The sequence below is a fragment of the Citromicrobium bathyomarinum genome (assembly GCF_038594605.1).
Taxonomy (GTDB): Bacteria; Pseudomonadota; Alphaproteobacteria; order Sphingomonadales; family Sphingomonadaceae; genus Alteriqipengyuania; species Alteriqipengyuania bathyomarina_B.
On record NZ_JBCFZM010000002.1, the window covers coordinates 159,647 to 179,528 of the forward strand.

The 19,882-nt window shown below is 65.0% G+C and carries 22 protein-coding genes; 16 read left to right on the top strand and 6 right to left on the bottom strand.

What is annotated here, in order from left to right; genetic code table 11:
• Window positions 1–61: 61 nt before the first annotated feature.
• The gene (locus tag AAG612_RS07700) at window positions 62–3,079 is read right to left on the bottom strand and encodes a M16 family metallopeptidase (RefSeq protein WP_342508951.1); all 3,018 of its coding nucleotides are present in this window, start codon (window positions 3,077–3,079) and stop codon (window positions 62–64) included.
• Window positions 3,080–3,254: 175 nt separating this feature from the next.
• Between AAG612_RS07700 and AAG612_RS07705 the strand changes: the two genes are divergently transcribed.
• The 11 genes from AAG612_RS07705 to AAG612_RS07755 all read left to right on the top strand — a co-directional run bounded on the left by AAG612_RS07705 (window position 3,255) and on the right by AAG612_RS07755 (window position 11,112).
• Window positions 3,255–3,833, top strand: a complete 579-nt coding sequence (locus AAG612_RS07705) for a NifU family protein (RefSeq protein WP_342508953.1) — start codon at window positions 3,255–3,257, stop codon at window positions 3,831–3,833.
• Between the two features lie 53 nt (window positions 3,834–3,886).
• Window positions 3,887–4,495, top strand: a complete 609-nt coding sequence (locus tag AAG612_RS07710; RefSeq protein ID WP_342508954.1) for a malonic semialdehyde reductase — start codon at window positions 3,887–3,889, stop codon at window positions 4,493–4,495.
• A gap of 74 nt (window positions 4,496–4,569) precedes the next feature.
• Entirely contained in the window at window positions 4,570–5,205 is a 636-nt protein-coding gene (gene tsaB, locus AAG612_RS07715) for a tRNA (adenosine(37)-N6)-threonylcarbamoyltransferase complex dimerization subunit type 1 TsaB (RefSeq protein ID WP_342508957.1), read from the top strand.
• Window positions 5,206–5,213: 8 nt separating this feature from the next.
• On the top strand, window positions 5,214–5,690 hold the full coding sequence (locus AAG612_RS07720; protein ID WP_342508958.1) for a GNAT family N-acetyltransferase: 477 nt from the start codon (window positions 5,214–5,216) through the stop codon (window positions 5,688–5,690).
• 125 nt (window positions 5,691–5,815) lie between these two features.
• Complete coding sequence (locus AAG612_RS07725) at window positions 5,816–6,259, top strand: Ros/MucR family transcriptional regulator (RefSeq protein WP_342508960.1); 444 nt, start codon at window positions 5,816–5,818, stop codon at window positions 6,257–6,259.
• A gap of 99 nt (window positions 6,260–6,358) precedes the next feature.
• Window positions 6,359–6,781 carry a Fur family transcriptional regulator gene (locus AAG612_RS07730; protein ID WP_342508962.1) on the top strand — a complete coding sequence of 141 codons (423 nt, stop codon included), beginning with the start codon at window positions 6,359–6,361 and terminating at the stop codon, window positions 6,779–6,781.
• Complete coding sequence (locus tag AAG612_RS07735) at window positions 6,753–7,691, top strand: lysophospholipid acyltransferase family protein (RefSeq protein WP_342508964.1); 939 nt, start codon at window positions 6,753–6,755, stop codon at window positions 7,689–7,691. Before AAG612_RS07730 ends, AAG612_RS07735 begins: the two co-directional genes overlap by 29 nt.
• 79 nt (window positions 7,692–7,770) lie before the next feature.
• Window positions 7,771–8,439 carry a guanitoxin biosynthesis heme-dependent pre-guanitoxin N-hydroxylase GntA gene (gene gntA, locus AAG612_RS07740; protein WP_342508966.1) on the top strand — a complete coding sequence of 223 codons (669 nt, stop codon included), beginning with the start codon at window positions 7,771–7,773 and terminating at the stop codon, window positions 8,437–8,439.
• Window positions 8,436–9,026, top strand: coding sequence for a DUF1989 domain-containing protein (locus tag AAG612_RS07745; RefSeq protein WP_342508968.1), 591 nt, complete (start codon window positions 8,436–8,438; stop codon window positions 9,024–9,026). Before gntA ends, AAG612_RS07745 begins: the two co-directional genes overlap by 4 nt.
• A gap of 51 nt (window positions 9,027–9,077) precedes the next feature.
• Entirely contained in the window at window positions 9,078–10,415 is a 1,338-nt protein-coding gene (miaB, locus tag AAG612_RS07750; protein ID WP_342508970.1) for a tRNA (N6-isopentenyl adenosine(37)-C2)-methylthiotransferase MiaB, read from the top strand.
• Window positions 10,416–10,503: 88 nt separating this feature from the next.
• A complete protein-coding gene (locus AAG612_RS07755; RefSeq protein WP_342508972.1) occupies window positions 10,504–11,112 on the top strand; it encodes a hypothetical protein in 609 nt (202 codons plus the stop codon).
• Between the two features lie 116 nt (window positions 11,113–11,228).
• Here AAG612_RS07755 and AAG612_RS07760 read toward each other — a convergent pair whose 3' ends face one another.
• On the bottom strand, window positions 11,229–11,864 hold the full coding sequence (locus AAG612_RS07760) for an RcnB family protein (RefSeq protein WP_342508974.1): 636 nt from the start codon (window positions 11,862–11,864) through the stop codon (window positions 11,229–11,231).
• Between the two features lie 236 nt (window positions 11,865–12,100).
• On the opposite strand from AAG612_RS07760, the gene AAG612_RS07765 reads away from it, so the two are divergent.
• The 3 genes from AAG612_RS07765 to AAG612_RS07775 are packed head-to-tail and all read left to right on the top strand — an operon-like array spanning window position 12,101 to window position 13,716.
• On the top strand, window positions 12,101–13,150 hold the full coding sequence (locus tag AAG612_RS07765) for a PhoH family protein (RefSeq protein WP_342508976.1): 1,050 nt from the start codon (window positions 12,101–12,103) through the stop codon (window positions 13,148–13,150).
• Entirely contained in the window at window positions 13,151–13,408 is a 258-nt protein-coding gene (locus AAG612_RS07770; protein ID WP_342508978.1) for a hypothetical protein, read from the top strand.
• A gap of 47 nt (window positions 13,409–13,455) precedes the next feature.
• Window positions 13,456–13,716 (top strand): GIY-YIG nuclease family protein, encoded by a 261-nt coding sequence (locus AAG612_RS07775; RefSeq protein WP_342508980.1) that lies wholly within the window; start codon window positions 13,456–13,458, stop codon window positions 13,714–13,716.
• Between the two features lie 112 nt (window positions 13,717–13,828).
• Here the strand turns inward: AAG612_RS07775 and AAG612_RS07780 are convergent, their stop codons facing one another.
• Window positions 13,829–14,737 carry an OmpA family protein gene (locus AAG612_RS07780; RefSeq protein ID WP_342508981.1) on the bottom strand — a complete coding sequence of 303 codons (909 nt, stop codon included), beginning with the start codon at window positions 14,735–14,737 and terminating at the stop codon, window positions 13,829–13,831.
• A 317-nt stretch (window positions 14,738–15,054) separates the two neighbouring features.
• On the opposite strand from AAG612_RS07780, the gene AAG612_RS07785 reads away from it, so the two are divergent.
• Window positions 15,055–16,221 (top strand): acyl-CoA dehydrogenase family protein, encoded by a 1,167-nt coding sequence (locus tag AAG612_RS07785; protein WP_342508983.1) that lies wholly within the window; start codon window positions 15,055–15,057, stop codon window positions 16,219–16,221.
• Between the two features lie 6 nt (window positions 16,222–16,227).
• Here the strand turns inward: AAG612_RS07785 and AAG612_RS07790 are convergent, their stop codons facing one another.
• Both AAG612_RS07790 and AAG612_RS07795 read right to left on the bottom strand, forming a co-directional pair.
• The gene (locus AAG612_RS07790; RefSeq protein ID WP_342510319.1) at window positions 16,228–16,719 is read right to left on the bottom strand and encodes a GGDEF domain-containing protein; all 492 of its coding nucleotides are present in this window, start codon (window positions 16,717–16,719) and stop codon (window positions 16,228–16,230) included.
• Window positions 16,656–17,399 (bottom strand): hypothetical protein, encoded by a 744-nt coding sequence (locus tag AAG612_RS07795; RefSeq protein WP_342510348.1) that lies wholly within the window; start codon window positions 17,397–17,399, stop codon window positions 16,656–16,658. Before AAG612_RS07795 ends, AAG612_RS07790 begins: the two co-directional genes overlap by 64 nt.
• Window positions 17,400–17,671: 272 nt before the next feature.
• On the opposite strand from AAG612_RS07795, the gene AAG612_RS07800 reads away from it, so the two are divergent.
• Window positions 17,672–18,259, top strand: coding sequence for a septal ring lytic transglycosylase RlpA family protein (locus AAG612_RS07800; RefSeq protein ID WP_342508985.1), 588 nt, complete (start codon window positions 17,672–17,674; stop codon window positions 18,257–18,259).
• Here the strand turns inward: AAG612_RS07800 and AAG612_RS07805 are convergent.
• Window positions 18,234–19,736 carry a sensor histidine kinase gene (locus AAG612_RS07805; protein WP_342508987.1) on the bottom strand — a complete coding sequence of 501 codons (1,503 nt, stop codon included), beginning with the start codon at window positions 19,734–19,736 and terminating at the stop codon, window positions 18,234–18,236. The two genes, AAG612_RS07800 and AAG612_RS07805, sit on opposite strands and share 26 nt — an antisense overlap.
• Between the last annotated feature and the right edge of the window lie 146 nt (window positions 19,737–19,882).

Sequence of the window (19,882 nt, forward strand, 5' to 3'; positions counted from 1 at the left end):
GTCCACGAGGGAGTGGCGGCTCGAACCGTACCACGCAAGCTTATTTCTCTTTACCGCCCCCTTACGGAACTTGTGTTCCCTCGGGCACGATCGCGATCTCCAGCGGCGCGCGCGCGCCGAGGTATTTGGCCGCCAGAGCCTGCATGCGTTCGGGCGTGGATTGCGAATAATCGTCGAGCAGCGAACCGATGACCCGCAGGCGCTGGGCATCCCGGGTCGAGCCGCGCAGCTGCCACATCCAGAAGCCGTTGCCGGTGGTCGCGCGCAGGATCGTCTGGCGCAGCGGCTCGGTCACCCGGGCCAGTTCGTCGGCATCGGGGCCATTGGCCGCCAGATCCTGCACGATCTCGTCCGCCGCGGCGTAGAAGGCGGGCAGGTCCTCGGGGCGCAGCTGGGCGAGCGCGATCAGCGTGCCCCCGCCAACGTCGTCCATCGGCCAGTCGACCCGCACCTGCGGGGCATAGCTGGCACCCGCCCGCTCGCGCATTTCGTCGAACAGGCGGTTCATGACGAGCTGGCCGAGAATCTCGAGCTGCCGGCCTTCCGAGATGTCGGTCAGACCGCTGCCGACCGGCCACGCGACCACGGCCGCCGCTTGGTTCGCATCGCCGCGATGGTAGAGCACCTCGCGCGCGCCAGCCTTGGGCGCGCCGGGGCGCGCGGCGAAGCTTGCGGGGTCAATCGGTGCGCGGGGCGGCAATGCGCCGAAGCTGGTCCGCAGTGCCTTGATCGCGACGTCGCGCTGGAAATCGCCGAAGATCAGGACTTCGATCTCGCCCTTGTCGAGCAGCGGCTCCCACACTTCACGGAAGCCTTCCGCACTGGTGGCCTCGATCATTTCCGGGGTTGGCGTCGCGAAGCGCAGGTCGCCGCCGCGGATGATGGTTTCGAGATCGCGGTTGAGCAGGCCTGCGGGGCTGGTGACATAGGTGTCGTAGGCCAGGCTCGAGCCCGCCTTCGCACGCACCACCGGCCGCTCGTCCCACTCGGGCAGCGCGAGCTTGGCCGCGAACAGATAGAGCTGGTCGGCCAGATCCGCCTCGCGCGTATTGGCGGAGAAGGTGAACGCCGCCTGCCCGACGGAGAAATCGAAGCCCAGCTTGCGGCCCGTCGCCAGCCGGTCGAGATCTTCCTGATCGAGCCCTGCGAGGCCCGAGCTTATCAGCGCGGTTTCGCCAAGCGTGATATAGGCTGCATCATCGGCGTCGAAGGCGCGCATGCCTGCACCGAAATGCACGTTGACCGCGACCCGGCCCGGCTCGGCGCCATTGGGCCAGAGCAGCGCGGTAACGCCATTGGCAAGCTGGACCCGCTCGATATCGAGCACCCCGAGGGATCGGGCCGAAAGAACCTCGCCGGGTTCGCCGAGCGAGGGAAGCTGATCGAAATCGACGGTGCTTGCCGCGATCCGGGCCGATCCATCGGCTTCGACCGGGGCGGCCAGTTCGGCGCGCAGGGCCTGCGCGCTCGCCTCGCCATCCTGCGGCGTCACGTAGACCGCGCGAACGACCTCGCCTGAAAACAGAGCTTGCGTGCGCTCGAGGATCGCGGCGGGGGTCACCCGCTCGCGCATGCCGCGAAACACGTCGAGCACGGTTTGCGCTGAGGCGACCGTTTCGCGAATGTCGACCGCACCGATCAGCGTGTCGGCAAGGTCCGAGCCCGGTTCGACCTGCGATTCCTCGACCCCGGCGACGAAGGCGACGTCGAACTCGGCGATCTCGCGCGCCAGCTCTTCCTCGGTCGGCGGATTGGTCGTCGCGTCGGCGATGACCGCGCGCACGTCGGCCAGCGCAGCCTGCCAGTCTTCGGTCAAGGGCGCGAAGCTGACGAAGGTGGCGTCGGTGCTGCGGCTCACATCCTCCTGCTCGACCTGCGCATAGAGATAATCGCCCCCGCCGCGGGCCCGCGATTCGAGGCGCCGGTTGATGAGCGACTGGGCCAGCGCGTCCATCAGCAGGCCCTCATTATAGGCAATCGTGTCCTGCACCGGCTCCCATTCGCGCAGCCACGCGAAAGTCAGCGAACGCGGCAGGTCGGCTTCGACCAGCACCGACGTCTCCCCCACCGGATTGGCGGGATCGGCGCCTGCCGGAGCCACGGGATCGCCGAAATCGGGTTGCGGGGACACATCGCCCGCGACCTGCCAGTCGCCGAAATATTTCTCGATCAGGCGCGCGAGCGCGACCGGATCGGTATCGCCGGCAACCGCGATCACCGTGCCCTTCGGACGATACCAGCGCTCATGAAACGCCTCGACCGCTTCGGCTTTCGCGCCCAGCAAGGTTTCCTCGGCGCCGATCGGCGGGCGGCTGGCGAGCAGCTGGCCGTGGAACAGGGTCTCGCGGCTCTCGCGCCCCACCCGCTCCGCCGCGCCTCCGCGCTCGCGCTTTTCGGCGAGCACGATGGGCACTTCGGTATCGACATTGGCCTGGCTGAGGACGGGAGCCTGCACCATGCCCGACAGCAGGCGAAAAGCTTCGTCGAGCTTGGCGGGATCGGCTTCGGGCAGGTCGAGCTGATAGACGGTCTGCGTCGGGCTGGTCACCGCATTGGTGTCGTTGCCGAAGGTCGCGCCCAACCGCTGCCAGGTGGGGATCGTCTCGCCCACTCCGAGATAGCGCGACTGGCGGAACAGCAGGTGTTCGAGCAGGTGGGCAAAGCCGCGTTCGTCCTCGGCCTCGTACAGCGAGCCCGCGTCGATGCGGATGCGGATCGAGACCTGTTCGGGCGGCACGCCGTTGGCGCGGGTCGCATAACGCAGCCCGTTGTCGAGCACGCCGAAGCGCCACTCGCGGTCGACCGGGATATTGCTGCCTTCGTAGAGCCACGGCGTCTCGTCGGGCGACTGGAGCGATGCGGGCTCCGCTGCGGCCGACGGTTTCGTGGAGAAGTCGGTCGGGTGCGGCTGAACGGTCGCCGCATCGGCGGGATCATTGGCGGCCTCGGCCTGCGGCGGCTCGGGAGGGGTCCTGACCTCGTCTTTCGGCCCGAAGATCGCGCAACCGCCCAGCAGGATCGGAAGAAGCAGGGCAAGATGCCGCCCAGTGGGGCGAGGGGCGCGGAAGGCTGGATTCATAAGACAGGCCTATAGGGGGCGGAGAAGTGAAGGTCGGGTGAATGCGCGCCCAATGTGGTGCGCCCCGTCCGAAGCAAAAGCCGAAAGCAAAAGTGGCGCGGGCCGGATCGCGGCTCCATTCGAGGACGGTCGACCGCTTGCCGCGTTCCCACCGCACCCCTACATCGCACGCATCATGTATATAGAAACCGAAACCACGCCCAATCCCGCCACGCTCAAGTTCCTGCCCCAGCGGCAGGTGATGCCCCAGGGCACGCGCGACTTCGCGAACCCAGAGGATGCCGAGGCAAGTCCGCTCGCTCAGGCGCTGTTCGACACGGGCGAGGTGACCGGCGTGTTCTTCGGCCACGACTTCGTGTCGGTAACCAAGGGCGAAGGCGCGCAGTGGACCGAGCTCAAGCCGCAGGTCGTCGCCGTGCTGCTCGATCATTTCGTGTCCGAGGCACCGCTGTTCCACGGCGGCACTGCTGCCGGGATCGCGGTTCCGGCGGAGGATACGCTGGTGGTGGAAGAAAACGCGGACGACGCGGACATCGTCGACCAGATCAAGGAATTGCTCGAAACCCGTATCCGCCCCGCAGTGGCGGGCGATGGCGGCGACATCGCCTATCGCGGGTACAACAAGGGCATCGTCCACCTGCAGTTGCAGGGCGCGTGCGACGGCTGCCCCTCGGCCACCGCGACGCTCAAGCACGGGATCGAAGGCCTGCTGAAACATTACGTGCCCGAAGTCGTTGAAGTCCGCGCGACCTGATCGCGCTGACACCCCGACAGCCGGATACCCCCAGACAGAAAGCCTCCGCACCTATGACCAAGCAGTTCCACGGCCACACGCTCTCGCACGAAGCGCTCGAGCAACTCTTCCTCGAAGCGCGCAGCTATAACGGCTGGCTGGAAAAGGATGTGTCCGAGGATCAGATCCGCAAGGTCTACGATCTGCTCAAAATGGCGCCGACCTCGGCCAACCAGCAGTCCGCGCGGTTCGTGTGGTGCCGGTCGGACGAGGCGAAGGACAAGCTCGCGAGCCACGCGATGGACGCTAACAAGGACAAGATCAAAACCGCGCCGTGGTGCGTCATCATTGGCTACGACATCGATTTTCACGAACATCTGCCCGAGCTGTTCCCGCATACCGATGCCAAGAGCTGGTTCGAAGGCGATGTCGAAGGCCGCATTACCCAGGCCAAGCGCAATTCCGCGCTTCAGGGTGCCTACCTGATGCTGGCGGCGCGCGCGCTCGGCCTCGATTGCGGGCCGATGTCGGGCCTCGATCTCGACAAGGTGACCGAAGACTTCTTCGCCGACCAGCCGCAGTACCGGGCCGACTGGGTCTGCTCGATCGGCTATGGCGACAAGGAATCGATCTTCGATCGCAGCCCGCGCCCCGACTTCGACAAGTTCAACCGCATCGACTGATCGCGACCCTCCCGCGCGGCCACCGCCCGGCAGGGGTCTTGCGCGGGCTATGCGGCTGGGGCATCGCCGCAGGCATGCGGATGCTAGGCATAGAGACGGCGAGCGAGGCCTGCTCGGTCGCGCTGTTCGAGGACGGCGCGCTGGTCGAGCGCGATCACCGCGTCCTCGGGCGCGGCCACGCCGAACAGCTGGTGCCGATGATCGCAGGCCTGCCTGACAAGGGCCGCGCCGATGCGATCCGCGTATCGCTCGGCCCCGGCAGCTTCACCGGTGTGCGGATCGGCATTGCGACCGCCCGCGCGCTGGCATTCGCATGGCGGGCCGAATTGCTCGGCTACCCTACCCTCGCGCTGGTCGCGGCAATGGCGCTGGCCGACCGCCGCGAGCCGGTGACGGTCTGCGCGACCGGCGGCCACGGCGAGTGGTTCGTGCAGGATTTCGATGCCGCGGGCGCCGCCACCTCCGAACTCGAATCGCTACCGCCCGAAGCGGCCGCCGCGCGCCCGGTCCACGAACATATCGCAGGCTCGCAGGCGCAGGCTCTGGCAGAACGTCTCGCATCTCCGGATAGCAGCGTGGCTGTCGATCTGCTGCCCGATGCGCGTGCAATCGCCGTGCTGGGCACCTCGCACTTCACCCCTGGCCTCGCGCCGATCTATGGCCGCGCGCCCGATGCACGGCTGCCCGCCAGCCCGGTGGCCCCGGCATGACAGGCCCCATGAACGACGCCGCGATCGACGCGATCATGCGGATCATGGACGCCGCATTCGACCCGCAATGGGGCGAGGCGTGGAACCGCAACCAGCTTTCCAGCGCGCTGGCACTGGCCAATACCCACGCGACCCTTATGACGATGGATGGCACCGCCCCGCTCGACCCGATCGACGCCGTCGGCTTCGCGGTGGTCCGCGCCGCGCCGGGCGAAGAAGAGATCCTGCTGATCGCCGTCGCGCCGTCCGCACGCCGCCGGGGGCTTGGCTCCGCGCTGCTCGCAATGCTGGTCGCGGCGGCCAATCTGCGCGGGGCGGAGCACCTGTTCCTCGAAATGCGGGAGAACAACCCGGCACGTTCGCTGTACGAACAGCACGGCTTCACCCCTATCGGCCGTCGGCGCAACTATTACGACCTTGGCGACGGCGCGCGAATGGATGCGATTACGTTCGGTCTCGATCTGGAACAGACGTTAAGGTCTTGAACACCAATAACAGCCGAAAAAAGAATTGAGACACCATTGCATTTCGCAAGTGAATGCGACAGGGGATTTTGCGTATGCAGCCCATCCCCCAGGGTCTTGCATATGAAAAACCCCAGAGGAATTTGATGGAAGACCAAGATCTCGAAATGACGCAGACGCTGATCGCGTTCACGTCCAACATTGTCGAAGCATATGTCGCCAATAACTCGGCCGAGCTCGACGAAGTCCCCGTGCTGATCAACAATGTCTATTCTGCCCTGTCCGGCCTTTCGGCTGCGGGCGAGCAGGAAGAGCCGCGGCCCGAGCCTGCGGTGTCGGTGCGCGCTTCGGTGAAGCCCGACTACCTGGTGTGCCTCGAAGACGGCAAGAAGCTGAAAATGCTCAAGCGTTATCTGCGCACCAATTACGACATGAGCCCCGAAGAATATCGCGAGCGCTGGAATCTGCCGAGCGATTATCCGATGGTCGCCCCCAACTACGCCGAAAAGCGCCGCGAACTGGCAAAGAAGATCGGCCTTGGCCGTGCGCCCGGCCAGAAGCGTGGTCGTCGCAAGAAAACCGCCGAATAATCCACTTCTCGCCGGTCGATCGGGAAAAGGCCGACCGGCGAGACTTGAGTGGTCCGCCCCTCCCGCCTATGCCGATTGGCGAAAGCTTGAGGATTGCGCGTGCCCCATAAAATCGATCTCGAACAGCTCTGTGCCGACAAAGGCCTGCGCATCACCGAACAGCGCAAGGTCATCGCACGTGTCCTTTCCGACAGCGAGGATCACCCCGATGTCGAGCAGTTGCACGCCCGCGCGTCGAAGATCGACCCCAAGATTTCCATCGCCACCGTCTATCGCACCGTCCGCCTGTTCGAAGAGGCGGGTGTGCTCGACCGGCACGATTTCGGCGATGGCCGCGCCCGTTACGAACCTGCGCCCGAAGCGCACCACGATCATCTGATCGACGTGGAAAGCGGCAAGGTGGTCGAATTCGTCGACCCCGAGCTGGAAGCGCTGCAGAAACAGATCGCAGAAAAGCTCGGCTATCGTCTCGTCGACCACCGGATGGAGCTTTATGGCGTCCGCCTCGAACGCGACAACTGACCCCCGCACCGACTGGGAAACGCGGCAGGCCGCCGCGCGCGGCGAAAAGACGCCGATCTCCTTCATGGGGTGGGTTCGCCTATGGACCCGCACGATCACGCTGGTGATCGTGATGCTGCTGTTCGTTGTCCCGCTCTACGTCACCCGCATCTTCACCTACGGATCGCCGTGGCCGAAATGGTATCTCGCCATCGCCGCCTGGATCGTGGGCGCACGGGTGGAACGACGCGGCACGCCGCTGCGACGCGACGTATTCTTCATCGCCAATCATGTCAGCTGGGTCGATATTCTGGCACTGGCCGGCGCCAGCGGCACCGCCTTCGTCGCCAAGGCGGAACTGGCCAAGGCGCCGCTCGTCGGCTGGTTGTGTTCGCTCAACCGCACGGTCTTCGTCCAGCGCGAAGACCGCTTGCGCGTGGCGGACCAGATCAATGCACTGCGCGAGGCGTTGATGGACAACTGGTCGGTCACCGTCTTCCCCGAAGGCACCACGACCGACGGGCATTCGCTGCTCCCCTTCAAATCCTCGATGCTGAGCGTGCTCGAGCCGCCGCCGCCGGGGGTGCTGGTCCAGCCGGTGGTGCTCGATTACGGCGCGATGGCCGAATGGATCGGCTGGATCGGCGAGGAAGATGGGCTCAACAACTTCAAGCGGGTGATGGCGCGCAAGGGCACCTTCCCGGTCAAACTGTTCTTCCTCGAACCCTTCAGCCCGATCGAGTTCCGCGGCCGCAAGGCGATCGCCACCGAAGCACGCGTGCGGATCGAGGAAGCCTTGCGCGAAACGATGGGCCACGAACTGCGCCCGTTCGACCACGACGTCGCGCCGATCCGTTATAGCAAGGCCAAGCTGCCGCCTGTCGCTGCACCGGTCGACCGTGCCGACCCGGAGGACCCTCCGGCGAGCTGACCGGGCTGCCCTGCGCGCCGGGGTTTCTTAGCGAAGGTTGATTTCGCAACCGCTTGCAGGGCGGCGTGTTGTGGCTCCCATGGATGCCAACACCGTAATCGACGAACGGGTCGAACAATTCGAAGACGTCATCAAGGGCCCGGACTTCCCCTGCGTGGGTGCCAAGTCGGCGCTGGCGACGGGGAACATGGAATTCGTGCTCGCGCGCGATCTCACCAGCGCGTGGAACGACCTCAAGATTCACGAGGCGCTGATGGCGTGGGCGAAGCGCGATCTGCCGCCCGAGCAGTTGCGCAGCCTCGTCGTCATCTTCGACGGGCCGCTCGATCTGGACGAGGTGCAGTTCGAGCACGCGATGTGGGAGCGGATACAATCGCTCTCCGACAAGGACGAGTGGCTGTCGCAAAAGCCCGACCCAACCGTCAGCAGCAACCCGGCCGAGCCTGACTTTTCGCTCAGCTTCGGCGGGCAGGCATTCTTCGTGGTCGGCCTGCACCCCAATGCCTCGCGCCCTGCACGCCGCTTCCCGAAACCATCGCTGGTGTTCAACCTGCACAAGCAGTTCGAATGGCTGCGCAATAGCGGGGTTTACGAGAAGATGCGCCAGCGTATCCTCAGCCGCGACAAGTCGCTCGCGGGCGATCTCAATCCGATGCTCGCCCGCCACGGCGAGAGCAGCGAGGCACGGCAATATAGCGGGCGCGTGGTCGAAGACGACTGGGCGTGCCCTTTCAGGGGTCGCACATGAGCGAAACAATCGAGATTCCACCGCGCAGCGGCACCGCCTTCGTCGTCGCCAAGGGTCAGGCCTTCACCGTGATCGACCCGCAAGGGACGCAGGTGTCGGACATGGTCGCCTATGCGCAGGGAGACGTGCGCGAGGTCATGTCTAACGGGCGCACTTTCGATTACGAGGAAACCATCCACCTCACCGCGGGCAACCGGCTGTGGTCCAACCGGTCGAACGTGATGCTGGAGATCGAGGAGGACAGCCTCGGCCAGCACGACTACCTGCTGACCCCGTGCAGCGAGGATACGTTCCGGCATTTCTACCCCGACAAGCCGGTCCATCGCGGATGCATGGGCAATCTCGCCGAAGCGCTGGCACCCTACGGGATCGAGCGCGACGCGATCCCGACCGCGTTCAACGTCTTCATGAACGTGCCGGTCGATGGGGCCACGGGCACCCTGTCGGTCGATCCGCCCGCCAGCAAGCCGGGCGAGGCGGTGCGCTTTCGCGCGAAGATGGATCTCGTCATCGGTCTGACCGCCTGTTCGGCCTATGCCTCGAACGGCGGCAGCTTCAAGCCGATCCATTACCGGGTTGAGGGCTAAGAAGGCGGACGATTGAAGCGCGTTGCAAGATGCAGTAAATGCGCGCTTCTCATGAAACCGACTGAAAAACCCAAGACCTACCGGGTCAAGAGCTTCGGCTGCCAGATGAACGTCTATGATGGCGAGCGGATGGGCGAGCTGCTCGCCGCGCAGGGCATTACGCCCGCGCCCGATGGCGAGGACGCCGATCTGGTGGTGCTCAACACCTGCCATATCCGCGAGAAGGCGACCGAGAAGGTCTATTCCGACATCGGCCGTCTGCGGCGCGACGACGGCACCAGCCCGCTGATCGCGGTCGCAGGCTGCGTCGCACAGGCCGAGGGGGAAGAGATCATGGCCCGCGCGCCTGGCGTCAGCATGGTGGTCGGCCCGCAGGCCTACCAGAACCTTCCCGCAATGCTGGAGCGCGCCACGAACGGCCAGCGAAGCACCGAGATGGACCTTGCTGCCGAAGCCAAGTTCGCAGGGCTACCGGCGCGCCGCACCGCGCCCCCTGCGGCCTTCCTCACCATTCAGGAAGGGTGCGACAAGTTCTGCACTTATTGCGTGGTGCCCTATACACGCGGCGCGGAGATCAGCCGTCCCTTCGCCGAGCTGGTTTCCGAGGCACAGCGGCTGGTCGAAGGCGGTGCGCGCGAGATCACGCTGCTCGGCCAGAACGTCTCCGCCTGGAGCGGAGAGGACGCCAAGGGCCATCGCACCGGGCTAGCCGGGCTGGTCCGCGAGCTGGCGAAAGTGGATGGCCTCGCGCGCATCCGCTACACCACCAGCCACCCGGCGGACATGGATGAAGAGATCATCGCCGCGCATGGCGAGATCGAGAAGCTGATGCCCTTCCTCCACCTGCCGGTGCAGGCGGGCAATGACCGCGTGCTCAAAGCCATGAACCGCAGCCATACGGTCGAAAGCTACCTCAAGCTGATCGAGCGTTTCCGCGCCGCGCGGCCCGACCTCGCGCTCTCAGGCGATTTCATCGTCGGCTTCCCGGGTGAGACCGAGGCCGAGTTCGAGGACACGCTGAGCGTGGTCGACGAAGTGGGTTACGCGCAGGCGTTCAGCTTCAAATATTCGCCCCGCCCCGGCACGCCTGCCGCCGGTATGGACGGACAGGTTTCGACCGAGGTTATGAAAGACCGGCTCGCCCGCTTGCAGGATCGCCTCAACCGCGATCAGCACGCGTTCAATACGGCGAGCGTCGGGAAAACGTGCGAAGTGCTGGTCGAACGCAAAGGCAAACTGCCGGGCCAGTGGCTCGGCAAGTCGCCCTGGCTGCAATCGGTGTTCTTCGAAGATGCGGATGTGCGGATCGGCAATCTCGTATCCGTCGAACTGGCCGAGGCTGGCCCCAATTCGCTGCGTGGCAGGCCGCTGATCGGCGCGTTTGCGTGACGCCGCCGTTCTGGCAGGATGGATACCGGCTGGTCGAAGGATTGCCCGACCCCAGCACGATCGTTCGAACGACGGAGACCAATCCGCAATGACACGGGGCGACGCCGATCCGACCGAAGCCTGCGAGGCTTTCTGGCGGAATGGCTATCACGTGTTCGAAGGCCTCGCCAGCCCGTCGCAGGTTGCCCTGATGGCGCGCGGCATGGAGGTTGCCGAATCTCGCGGCGACTTGCTCGACCAGACCTATTCGAGCGCGTCCGACGCTGTCGGTGCCTACGGGCCGGTGCCGGGCGAAATGTTGCTGCGTCATTGTCGCAGCCGCGTCGAGGCGGTGCTGGGGCGCGAGTTGATCGAGAATTATTCGTACTGGCGACGCTATAACAGGGGATCGGTCCTGCGCCCCCACAAGGACCGGACAGGGTGCGAAATCACCGTGACCGTTACCATCGATACGCCGGGGGGCGGCAAATCGTGGCCTATCTGGCTCGTCGATCTGGAAGGATCCACCCGAGCGATCGACCTGCCGCCGGGAGCTGGCCTGGCGATGCTCGGAAGTCAGCTGCTCCACTGGCGAGAACCTCTTGCGGCGGCCTGGCAAAAGCAGCTTTTCCTGCATTACGTAGTGAAGGATGGCGAATTCGCCGACTATGCGCATGACAAGAGCGGCACCAATCCGCTGATCCGGACGGCCGTCTGATCCCGATCCGGTCGCGGAGCCGAGCCAGGGCGCGCTGTCGCAATCCGGCCCGCCCAAACGAAAACGCCCGACCCCATCCTGGAGCCGGGCGCTTTGCACCACTCAACCGGTAGCAATCACCAGAAGAAGTTGTCGTACACCACCAGCACGCGGCCGTTGCGGGTGTCGATCAGCAGGACGTCGTTGCCGTAGCGGATCCAGCGCTGATAATAACGGCTGGGCTGCGGCAGGTAGTAGTCGTAAGGGTCGATCCAGTAGCGCTGGCCCAAGAAAACGCTCGCGGAGAGCAGGCCACCGACCCGGACCGGGCGGTAGTAATAGCCGCGCGGCGCGTAATAGGCTCCGCGCCGGAAGGCCTGTCGCTCCGCCTGACGATAGGCGCGCCAGTCGCGATAGGCACGGCGGGCCTGGCGCTGGTCGCGGCGGACGTCCTGGCGATATTCGCGCCGGTCCTCCCGGCGGTCCTGTCGCCAGTCGCGCCGATCATCGCGGCGATCATCGCGTACGTCCCGGCGATCATCGCGCCGGTCTTCGCGGCGATCCTGTCGCCGGTCGCGCTGCTCGGCGCGGCGCTGCTGCTCCGCATTGGCGACCTGCGCGGCGATACGATCGCCCATCGAACCCTGATTGCCGGCACGCAGCTCACGCGCTTCGGCCTGCGGGCCTCTGCGATTCTCGGGACCACGCTGGGCATTCGCCGCGGTCGGCAGGACGAGCCCCGCGGCCACCGCCAACATCACAAAATTACGCATCACGGTAACTCCTGAAACATGCCCGCGATCGAGCATGCATTCATATTTAATCCGTTCAATATGAACGAATGGTCGCTCGATCCGTTCATCGAGAGAGGCTTTTGCAAATATTTTCGGTAGGCCTTCCGATGACACTCGCGTGACTTTCCACCGGGGCGAATGGCGCAAGCGCTTGCCACCCTTCCCCCACAGCCTACACTCCCGACTCGCAACCCTGTCATGCACGAAGGAGACGCATGGGCCGCAGACCTACCCGCGCGGAAACGCCAGCGCTTTCACAGCCGCCGCACCCCACCCGCGAGGTGCGCCGTGCCAAGGTGGACATGGAGTTCGAGAATCAGTCGCTCCTCGTGCCGCTGTTCGGGCAGTTCGACGCGAATCTGGTGCAGGTTGAAAACCGCCTGTCGGTGTTCATCTCCGCGCGCGGCGACAAGCTGATGATCGAAGGGCCCGAAGATTCGGTGGCCCGCGCGCGCGACGTTCTGCAGGCGATGTACGACCGACTGGCGCTGGGGCAGGACCTGGACGAAGGCGCGATCGAGGCGATCATCGCAATGACCAACGAACCCACGCTCGACGGGATCATCAAGGGCCGCAAGGCGGGCGAGGATGGCGGGCCGCCGATCATGATCCGCACCCGCCGCAAAACGATCGTCCCGCGCAGCGCGGTGCAGGCGCATTACATGCGGTCCTTGAGCCGCGACGATATCATCTTCGCACTGGGCCCCGCAGGCACCGGCAAGACCTACCTCGCGGTCGCGCAGGCGGTCAGCCAGCTGATCTCCGGCAGCGTGCAGCGCCTGATCCTCAGCCGCCCGGCGGTGGAAGCGGGCGAGAAGATCGGCTTCCTGCCGGGCGACATGAAGGAGAAGGTCGATCCCTTCCTGCGCCCGCTGTACGACGCGCTGTACGACTGCATGCCGCCCGAACAGGTCGAACGGCACATCGCCAGCGGCGTGATCGAGATCGCACCGATCGCCTTCATGCGCGGGCGTACACTGGCCGATGCTTTCGTGATCCTCGACGAAGCGCAGAACACCACGCGTGAGCAGATGAAGATGTTCCTCACCCGCTTCGGCCAGAACGCGCGGATGGTGATCGCGGGCGACCCGCGGCAGGTCGACATCCCCGGCGGCGACCGCATGAGCGGCCTCGCAGACGCGGTCGACAAGCTGGAGGGGATCGAGGGCTTCGGCACCATCCGCTTCACTAGCGCCGACGTGGTACGCCACCCGATCGTCGGGCGGATCGTGGATGCGTACGAGGGGACGGGGGCGGAAGGCTAGTTGCGGTTCCTGCTCTTTAATTTGTGGTTTATTACCGCATCGCTGGGCATCGGCATCGTGCTCTGGCACGTTCTCTTTGGTTTCTTTCCCACGCTTTCCTTTCCAGCCGCGATCGCTCTGGCGACGATTTCGCTGATCGCGTATTTCGCCCTCTATGGCTTGGAACGGCCATGCGGGCACTCGACCGTGCTGAACCGACGGTGGTATTGGTTCACGCCAATTGGGAAGCGCTGCCCGGTGTGCGGGGACGAGCTATGACACCCTTCAGTCGTCACCCCCGCGAAGGCGGGGGTCCCGCTGACTGAATGAAGGGGGGCTGGGTATACCTCATGGCCGACCGCTATCGCGGCACGGTATATATCGGCGTGACGGCGGACCTTGCGGCTCGCGTTCACCAGCATCGCAACGGAGAAGGGTCGGATTTCGTAAGACGGTACGGGCTCACCCGACTAGTCTGCGCCGAGCACCATGACCGGATCGAGAATGCCATCGCGCGCGAGAAGGCGATGAAGAAGTGGCGGCGTGAGTGGAAAATCCGCCTGATCGAAGAGCAGAACCCGGACTAGCTCGACCGGTTCGGGGATATTCTGTGATGGTGAAAGGAAGCGGGATCCCCGCCTTCGCGGGGAGGACGGGGAAGGAAAAGGGGCGGACCTTGCAGCCCGCCCCCACCATCCCTCAGCCGCCCATCCCGTCGACAGCCTTGCTGACAAGGATGTTCACCGCCACGCGGCGGTTCTGCTGCTTGCCGTAATCGGTGCTGTTGTCCGCCACCGGGTCGGCCTGCGCCATGCCCGTCGGCGTGAGCATCCGGTACGGCTTCCAGCCGCATTGCTGCTGCAGGTAGTTGACCACCCGCTCGGCCCGCTTCTCGCTCAGCTCCTGGTTGATCTCGTAGCTACCCGTGGAATCGGTGTAGCCGACCACCAGCAGCAGCGCGTTGTCCATCGCGTCCGCCTGAGCGGCGGCGCTGCACAGCTGCGACTGCGCCTGACCCGACAGGGCGTATTCGCCGGTGTCGAAATAGACGTTGGTCGTGCCCTTGACGTTGTAATTGTCGATATCGGCCACGCGCCCGCGCAGCGCCTCGGTCGCGGCGGTCTGTTCGGCGAAGCCCTGTTCGGTTCCGCGCTGGATCATCGCTGCGGTCTTGAGATCGCTGCTCTTCATGCTGATCCGCTGGGCGATCAGGCCATCCTCCCACTGCACGGTGCGCACGGTGACCGGCACGCCGTTAAAGAGCTGGTTGTCTTCCAGCGAGGTTCGACCGAGCCCAAGGAAGCCGCCGCGTGCCTTGATCTCGGTGTCGTCGGCCACGAACAGCACGGTCCGCGATCCGTCCTCCGCCGTCACCTGAATGCGATTATCGCTGCGCGCGGAGATGAAGCCGTCGATCTCGGGGCCTTCGGGCAGGCCGGAAATGTCGGCAGGCAGGTTGCCGGTGACGGTCAGCGTGGTCTCTTCCTCGGCGAGCTGGGACCATTGCTCCTGCGCCGAAACGCTCGCCGGAAGGGCAAGGGCCGCAATCCCGCAGACGAGCGCGGCCTTGGTGGAAGTGAAGGTGGCGGTAAAAGTGCTTTTCATCATTGCGACTCCATCGGTTGTCGCCCGCGCGCCGAACCCGGCCCGCGAGAGTGGAGCCGGTCACCCCTTGATGAGAGACCGGCGAGTGAAGCCCCCGTCAGTGTGGTGACGAACGTCGACTGACAGGCACACGCAATGCCGCCTCCTGCCGGGCGGTTCCGGGCAGGCTCGATCGAAAGCGCAGATTTACGATGGCGCGAGGCGTCGCAGGGACGGGCCGAAGCGATCGCACGGCTTCGGTGCGGGGCAAGCGACGCTTTTCCCGCGCGGCAGGATGTGGCTTAAGCGGGGAAGATAGAGTCGCAACAGGACCAACCGCCTTGCCCATTCCCGCCGCCCGTAACGACTACCCCGAAATCCGCGATGCGGTGCGCGCGCTGGTGCGCGGCTTCGGCGACAGCTATTTTCGCGAGAAGGACGACGCGCGCGAATATCCGCAAGAATTCGTCGAGGCGCTGACGAAGGAAGGCTGGATGGCCGCGCTGATCCCCGAGGAGTTCGGCGGCGCGGGGCTTGGCCTCACCGAGGCCAGCATCATCATGGAAGAGATCAACCGGGCAGGCGGCAATTCGGGCGCGTGCCACGGGCAGATGTATAATATGAACACGCTGCTGCGGCATGGCAGCGAGGAGCAGAAGGCGCAGTTTCTCCCCGCGATCGCCAGCGGCGCGCTGCGTCTGCAGAGCATGGCGGTGACCGAGCCGACCACCGGCACCAACACCACCGACCTGAAAACGCGCGCTGTGCGCAAGGGCGATCGCTACGTTATCGACGGCCAGAAGGTGTGGATCAGCCGCATCCAGCATTCGGACCTGATGATCCTGCTCGCCCGCACCACCCCTCGCGAGGAGGTGAAGCGCAAATCCGACGGGCTCTCGATCTTCCTCGTCGATCTGCACGCCGCGATCGGCAACGGCATGGAAATCCGCCCGATCCGCAACATGGTCAACCACGAAACCAACGAGGTGTTCTTCGATGGGCTCGAGCTGCCCGCCTCCTCGCTGATCGGCGAAGAGGGCAAGGGTTTTCGCTACATCCTCGACGGGCTGAACGCCGAACGCGCACTGATCGCGGCCGAATGCATCGGCGATGGCTACTGGTTCGTCGAGAAGGCCGCCGAGTACGGCAGCGAACGCGTGGTGTTCGACCGGCCCATCGGTCAGAACCAGGGCGTGCAGTTCCCCATCGCGCAGGCCTATATGGAAGTGCGCGCGGCGGACCTGATGCGCTACGAGGCCTGCCGGTTGTTCGATGCTGGCGAGGCATGCGGTGCGGAGGCCAACATGGCGAAGCACCTAGCCGCCGAAAGCAGCTGGAAAGCCGCCAACGCCTGCATGCAAACCTTCGGCGGTTTCGGCTTCGCGGCGGAATATGATGTCGAGCGCAAGTTCCGCGAAACGCGGCTCTACCAGGTCGCGCCAATCAGTTCGAACCTGATCCTGAGCTATGTCGGCGAACATATCCTGAGCATGCCACGCTCGTTCTGACGCGCGTCAGGCGCGCGACACCAGTTTGAGCGAGGGCGCACGCGCGGCCGGTACAGCGAGATAATCGCCAACCGCCGCGGCCTCGCACCGATTGCGGCCCCGTTCCTTGGCTTGGTAGAGCGCCTGGTCGGCCCGGCGCAGCACCGCGCCCATCGGCTCTCCCGGCATTGCTTGCGACAGGCCGATGCTGATGGTCACCGCCTCCGATTCGGCAAAGGTGAGGCGCGAGATCGCCAGCCGCATGCTTTCGCAACTGTGCAGCGCCGATGCCTCATCCTTCGGCAGCAGGGCGACGAATTCTTCCCCGCCCAGCCGCGCCAGCCGGGCGGCGGATGGTCGATTGCGATCGAGACAGGTGGCGACCGCCCGCAGCACCTCGTCGCCGACATCGTGGCCAAACCGGTCGTTGAACTGCTTGAAGCGATCGATGTCGATCACCGCGACGGCGACCGGTTCATCCCCGTCGTCGGGCGCCTGTGCGTCGAACCACTCGTCGATCGCACGCCGATGGGCAACCCCGTCAAAGCGTCGGAATTCGCCTGTTGCTGCGTGTTGTGAACCACTTCCTGCAACAGGCCGATCAGGATCACCAGGCCCCCGGCGATCATCAACACGCCGCTCGTCGTCTGCGAAATCACGGCATACAGCGTGCTGGAATACTCGGACTCTGTCTGGCCGTTCCCCAGATAGAGCGCGCCGAACGCCTTCAGCGGAAAATGCACCATCCACAGCAGGAACAACAGATAGAGCATGGAGTTCAGCGGCGAAGGCGTTGCATGCCGTCGGGTGGTATAGGCACACAGGGCGGACCCCAGGGCATACCAGCCCTGGAACGCCAGCAAGTGCATCAGATCATCGCGGGGCGCACCAAGGCTCAACAGACGATAGGTAAACCCTGCCAAGACGATTGCCGCCGCCACTTTCCACATCGGTTTGCGACCATAGTAGTGCGACAGGGCAAGCGAAATGCCGACAAGCCCGATCAGGAAGGCGGTGAAACCCACCAGCCGCATCGCCTGCTCGGGCGCGCCGAGCCAGACACACAGATTGGCGACCGGCTCGGCCATGCCGAACAGAAAGCACAGCGCGAACCAGCGCGCCTTCCGGACGATCGGATGGGCATGCGCAACCGCCATGAAACCGGCGACGAACATCACCGCCACCAGCAGGTTCATCATCAAGGGTAGTATTGCCTGTGGCATCTGCTCGGACGCTGTCCGCACCTCCCGGTTGTGCCGCATCATGCGGGCAAAGCGAGTGCATGGTGTGAGCAGACTTGCTTGAGATCGGGTAAATCCGGGGCGCAGAACCTGGCAGATGCAACACGCGCCGGAGCCCGCTCGCTCGCCCGACATCCCGCTATGCCGCAGCTATCATGCGCCAGAGAACCCCTTTGCGCACGAATATTGCTTTCTCGGAACAAGGGCTTCGGCCAGCCCCTTCTTTAGACATGAGCATTTCTGGCCCAACCGAGTCCCCACCCCATCACATGCCCAGCCGCCGCGAGCGGTTGCGCACATTCATGCGACTGAAGTCGCAGCGGCGCTATCTCATCGCGGGCGTCGCGGCTCTGGGAGTGTCGACAGCCGCCTTCGCGGGTGCCTTCGCCAACGAAAGCGCATCGCCCGATGCGGTGAAGCTCGGCGCCGGTAAAGCCAGCATCGAAGCGGAACCGGTCGCAGCTTATCGACCGCTACCCGCACGATCCGCGGGGCCAGCGCCGACACCCTCGACGTCCGAAAGCCCGATGGCCGATGGCGAAGCGAGTTTTTATGGCAATGAGCTGGCCGGCAACCGCACCGCCAGCGGCGAAATCTTCGATCCGCAAAAACTCACCGCCGCGCACCGCACGCTGCCCCTGGGCAGCAAGGTCCGCGTGACCAACCCGCGCAACGGCAAGACCGTGGTCGTGCGGATCAACGATCGCGGGCCGTTCCATGGCAACCGCGTGATCGACCTGTCGACCGCTGCCGCGCGCAGCATCGGCCTGATCCGGTCGGGCACGGGGCGCGTCAATCTGGCTTTGCTGGTGAACTGACACCGCCCGGTGCACCGCCCGGATCGTCACGACATTCCAGCATGACCCGCAGTTCGCATACGACGCCACCGGGCTCGTACCGCAGGTCGACCTGCGTGCCGCGTTTGGACGTGATGCCGCTGCGGATCAGCCGGGTGCCGAACCCCGGACTGTCGGGCGGCGTCACTTCCGGCCCACCCGCTTCGCTCCACGTCAGCGAAAACTGATCGCAAACCTCGCCGTCCATCCGCGTCTCGGCGACCGCCCAGTCGACCGTCACCCGCCCTTCCTCGTTCGATAGCGCGCCGTATTTGATGGCGTTGGTCGTCAGCTCGTGGACGATCATCGTCAGCGCCAGCGCGACCTCGGGACTGAGTTCGAAATCACCGGAGCCGCGCAGCTCGACTCGCCGCAGGTCTTCCCCGGCAGCCGCCTCCACCGTCAGCGCCACTACATCTTCGACCTTCGCCGGGCTCCAGCTCGACGCGGTCAGCAGGCCGTGCGCGGCAGCGAGCGCCTGCAGCCGCGCCTTGTAGGTCGCCATTGCACCTTGCGCCTCGTCGATCCCGCGAAAGGTCTGCTGCGCGAGCCCCTGCACGACGGCGAGCGTATTTTTCACCCGGTGGTTGAGTTCCTGGATGAGCAGCACCTGGCGATCTGCGTATTCGACCTCTTCGGTCACGTCATTGCCCTGCACGATGATGCCGGTCACGTTCCGTTCGGTGTCGAAGATCGGCTGGAAGACGAAATTGAGCACCCGCCTGCTTTCCGCCGGGCTGTTGCTCCCTTCGAGTACGACCGGTTGACGCCTGCCGAAATAGACCTCTCCGGACGCGTAGACTTCGTCCAGCACGCCAATGAAGCCCTGGTCCACGACTTCGGGCAGGGCCTCGTGCACAGGAAGACCAACGATATCGGTCCTGCCAACCAGGTGGAGATACGCGGTGTTCGCCATCTGAAACACATGGTCCGGCCCGCCCAGAACCGCGACGAAACCGGGGGCCTGGTTGAAGAATTCGAGCATCCGCTCGCTTTCCCGCTCCAGATCGCGATTGCGCGCCTGGATCGCCTCGGCTCGCCGCACCAACCCCATCTCGTCGCGCAATTGGCGCAGCTTGTGCAACTCGGTCACGTCGACCGTATGCTGCAGGATGTATTGCAGCTTGCCATCCCCGTCGGTCACCGGCGTGTGCGTCGCGCTCCAGTAGCGGGTATCCATCGTCCCGTCCGGCCGGGCGATATCGTAGCGGATCAGTGCGATTTCATCCGCCTCTCCCGTATCGAGGACGTGGCGCAGCGATTCGTCGAGCTGGCGGTAGCTTTCCGAAGCGGGATCGGCGGGGAAGGCATCGAACATGCGCTTGTCGGTGATGTCCTCGCGCGAACGCATCGTCACCGCGAGATAGGCCTGGTTCATCCAGACGAGGCGCAGGTCGCGGTCCATCAGGACGTACGGATTAGGCGATATCTCGGCCAGCTTCAGGTCAACGATGTCCAAGCTTGCCTCTCCGCCCACAGGCACAATCCAGATCCGCCGTCTACAGCAAGCGCTGGCCGCGAGTCACGCAAACACTGTGCCCCAACGCTCGCCCCGGAAACGGCGGGCATGCCTCGGCGTTCCTGCCGTTGTCTCAGCATGTTTCG

Excerpts from the sequence above, each read along its gene's own strand:
- AAG612_RS07705 (WP_342508953.1), top strand. The coding sequence starts at position 3,255 with ATGTATATAGAAACCGAAACCACGCCCAATCCCGCCACGCTCAAGTTC.
- AAG612_RS07725 (WP_342508960.1), top strand. The coding sequence starts at position 5,816 with ATGGAAGACCAAGATCTCGAAATGACGCAGACGCTGATCGCGTTCACG.
- AAG612_RS07795 (WP_342510348.1), bottom strand. The coding sequence starts at position 17,399 with ATGATGAACCTGCTGGTGGCGGTGATGTTCGTCGCCGGTTTCATGGCG.
- AAG612_RS07710 (WP_342508954.1), top strand. The coding sequence starts at position 3,887 with ATGACCAAGCAGTTCCACGGCCACACGCTCTCGCACGAAGCGCTCGAG.
- AAG612_RS07780 (WP_342508981.1), bottom strand. The coding sequence starts at position 14,737 with ATGATGAAAAGCACTTTTACCGCCACCTTCACTTCCACCAAGGCCGCG.
- AAG612_RS07700 (WP_342508951.1), bottom strand. The coding sequence starts at position 3,079 with ATGAATCCAGCCTTCCGCGCCCCTCGCCCCACTGGGCGGCATCTTGCC.
- gntA (WP_342508966.1), top strand. The coding sequence starts at position 7,771 with ATGGATGCCAACACCGTAATCGACGAACGGGTCGAACAATTCGAAGAC.
- AAG612_RS07745 (WP_342508968.1), top strand. The coding sequence starts at position 8,436 with ATGAGCGAAACAATCGAGATTCCACCGCGCAGCGGCACCGCCTTCGTC.
- AAG612_RS07755 (WP_342508972.1), top strand. The coding sequence starts at position 10,504 with ATGACACGGGGCGACGCCGATCCGACCGAAGCCTGCGAGGCTTTCTGG.
- AAG612_RS07800 (WP_342508985.1), top strand. The coding sequence starts at position 17,672 with ATGAGCATTTCTGGCCCAACCGAGTCCCCACCCCATCACATGCCCAGC.
- AAG612_RS07775 (WP_342508980.1), top strand. The coding sequence starts at position 13,456 with ATGAAGGGGGGCTGGGTATACCTCATGGCCGACCGCTATCGCGGCACG.
- AAG612_RS07735 (WP_342508964.1), top strand. The coding sequence starts at position 6,753 with ATGGCGTCCGCCTCGAACGCGACAACTGACCCCCGCACCGACTGGGAA.
- AAG612_RS07760 (WP_342508974.1), bottom strand. The coding sequence starts at position 11,864 with ATGCGTAATTTTGTGATGTTGGCGGTGGCCGCGGGGCTCGTCCTGCCG.
- AAG612_RS07720 (WP_342508958.1), top strand. The coding sequence starts at position 5,214 with ATGAACGACGCCGCGATCGACGCGATCATGCGGATCATGGACGCCGCA.
- tsaB (WP_342508957.1), top strand. The coding sequence starts at position 4,570 with ATGCGGATGCTAGGCATAGAGACGGCGAGCGAGGCCTGCTCGGTCGCG.
- miaB (WP_342508970.1), top strand. The coding sequence starts at position 9,078 with ATGAAACCGACTGAAAAACCCAAGACCTACCGGGTCAAGAGCTTCGGC.
- AAG612_RS07765 (WP_342508976.1), top strand. The coding sequence starts at position 12,101 with ATGGGCCGCAGACCTACCCGCGCGGAAACGCCAGCGCTTTCACAGCCG.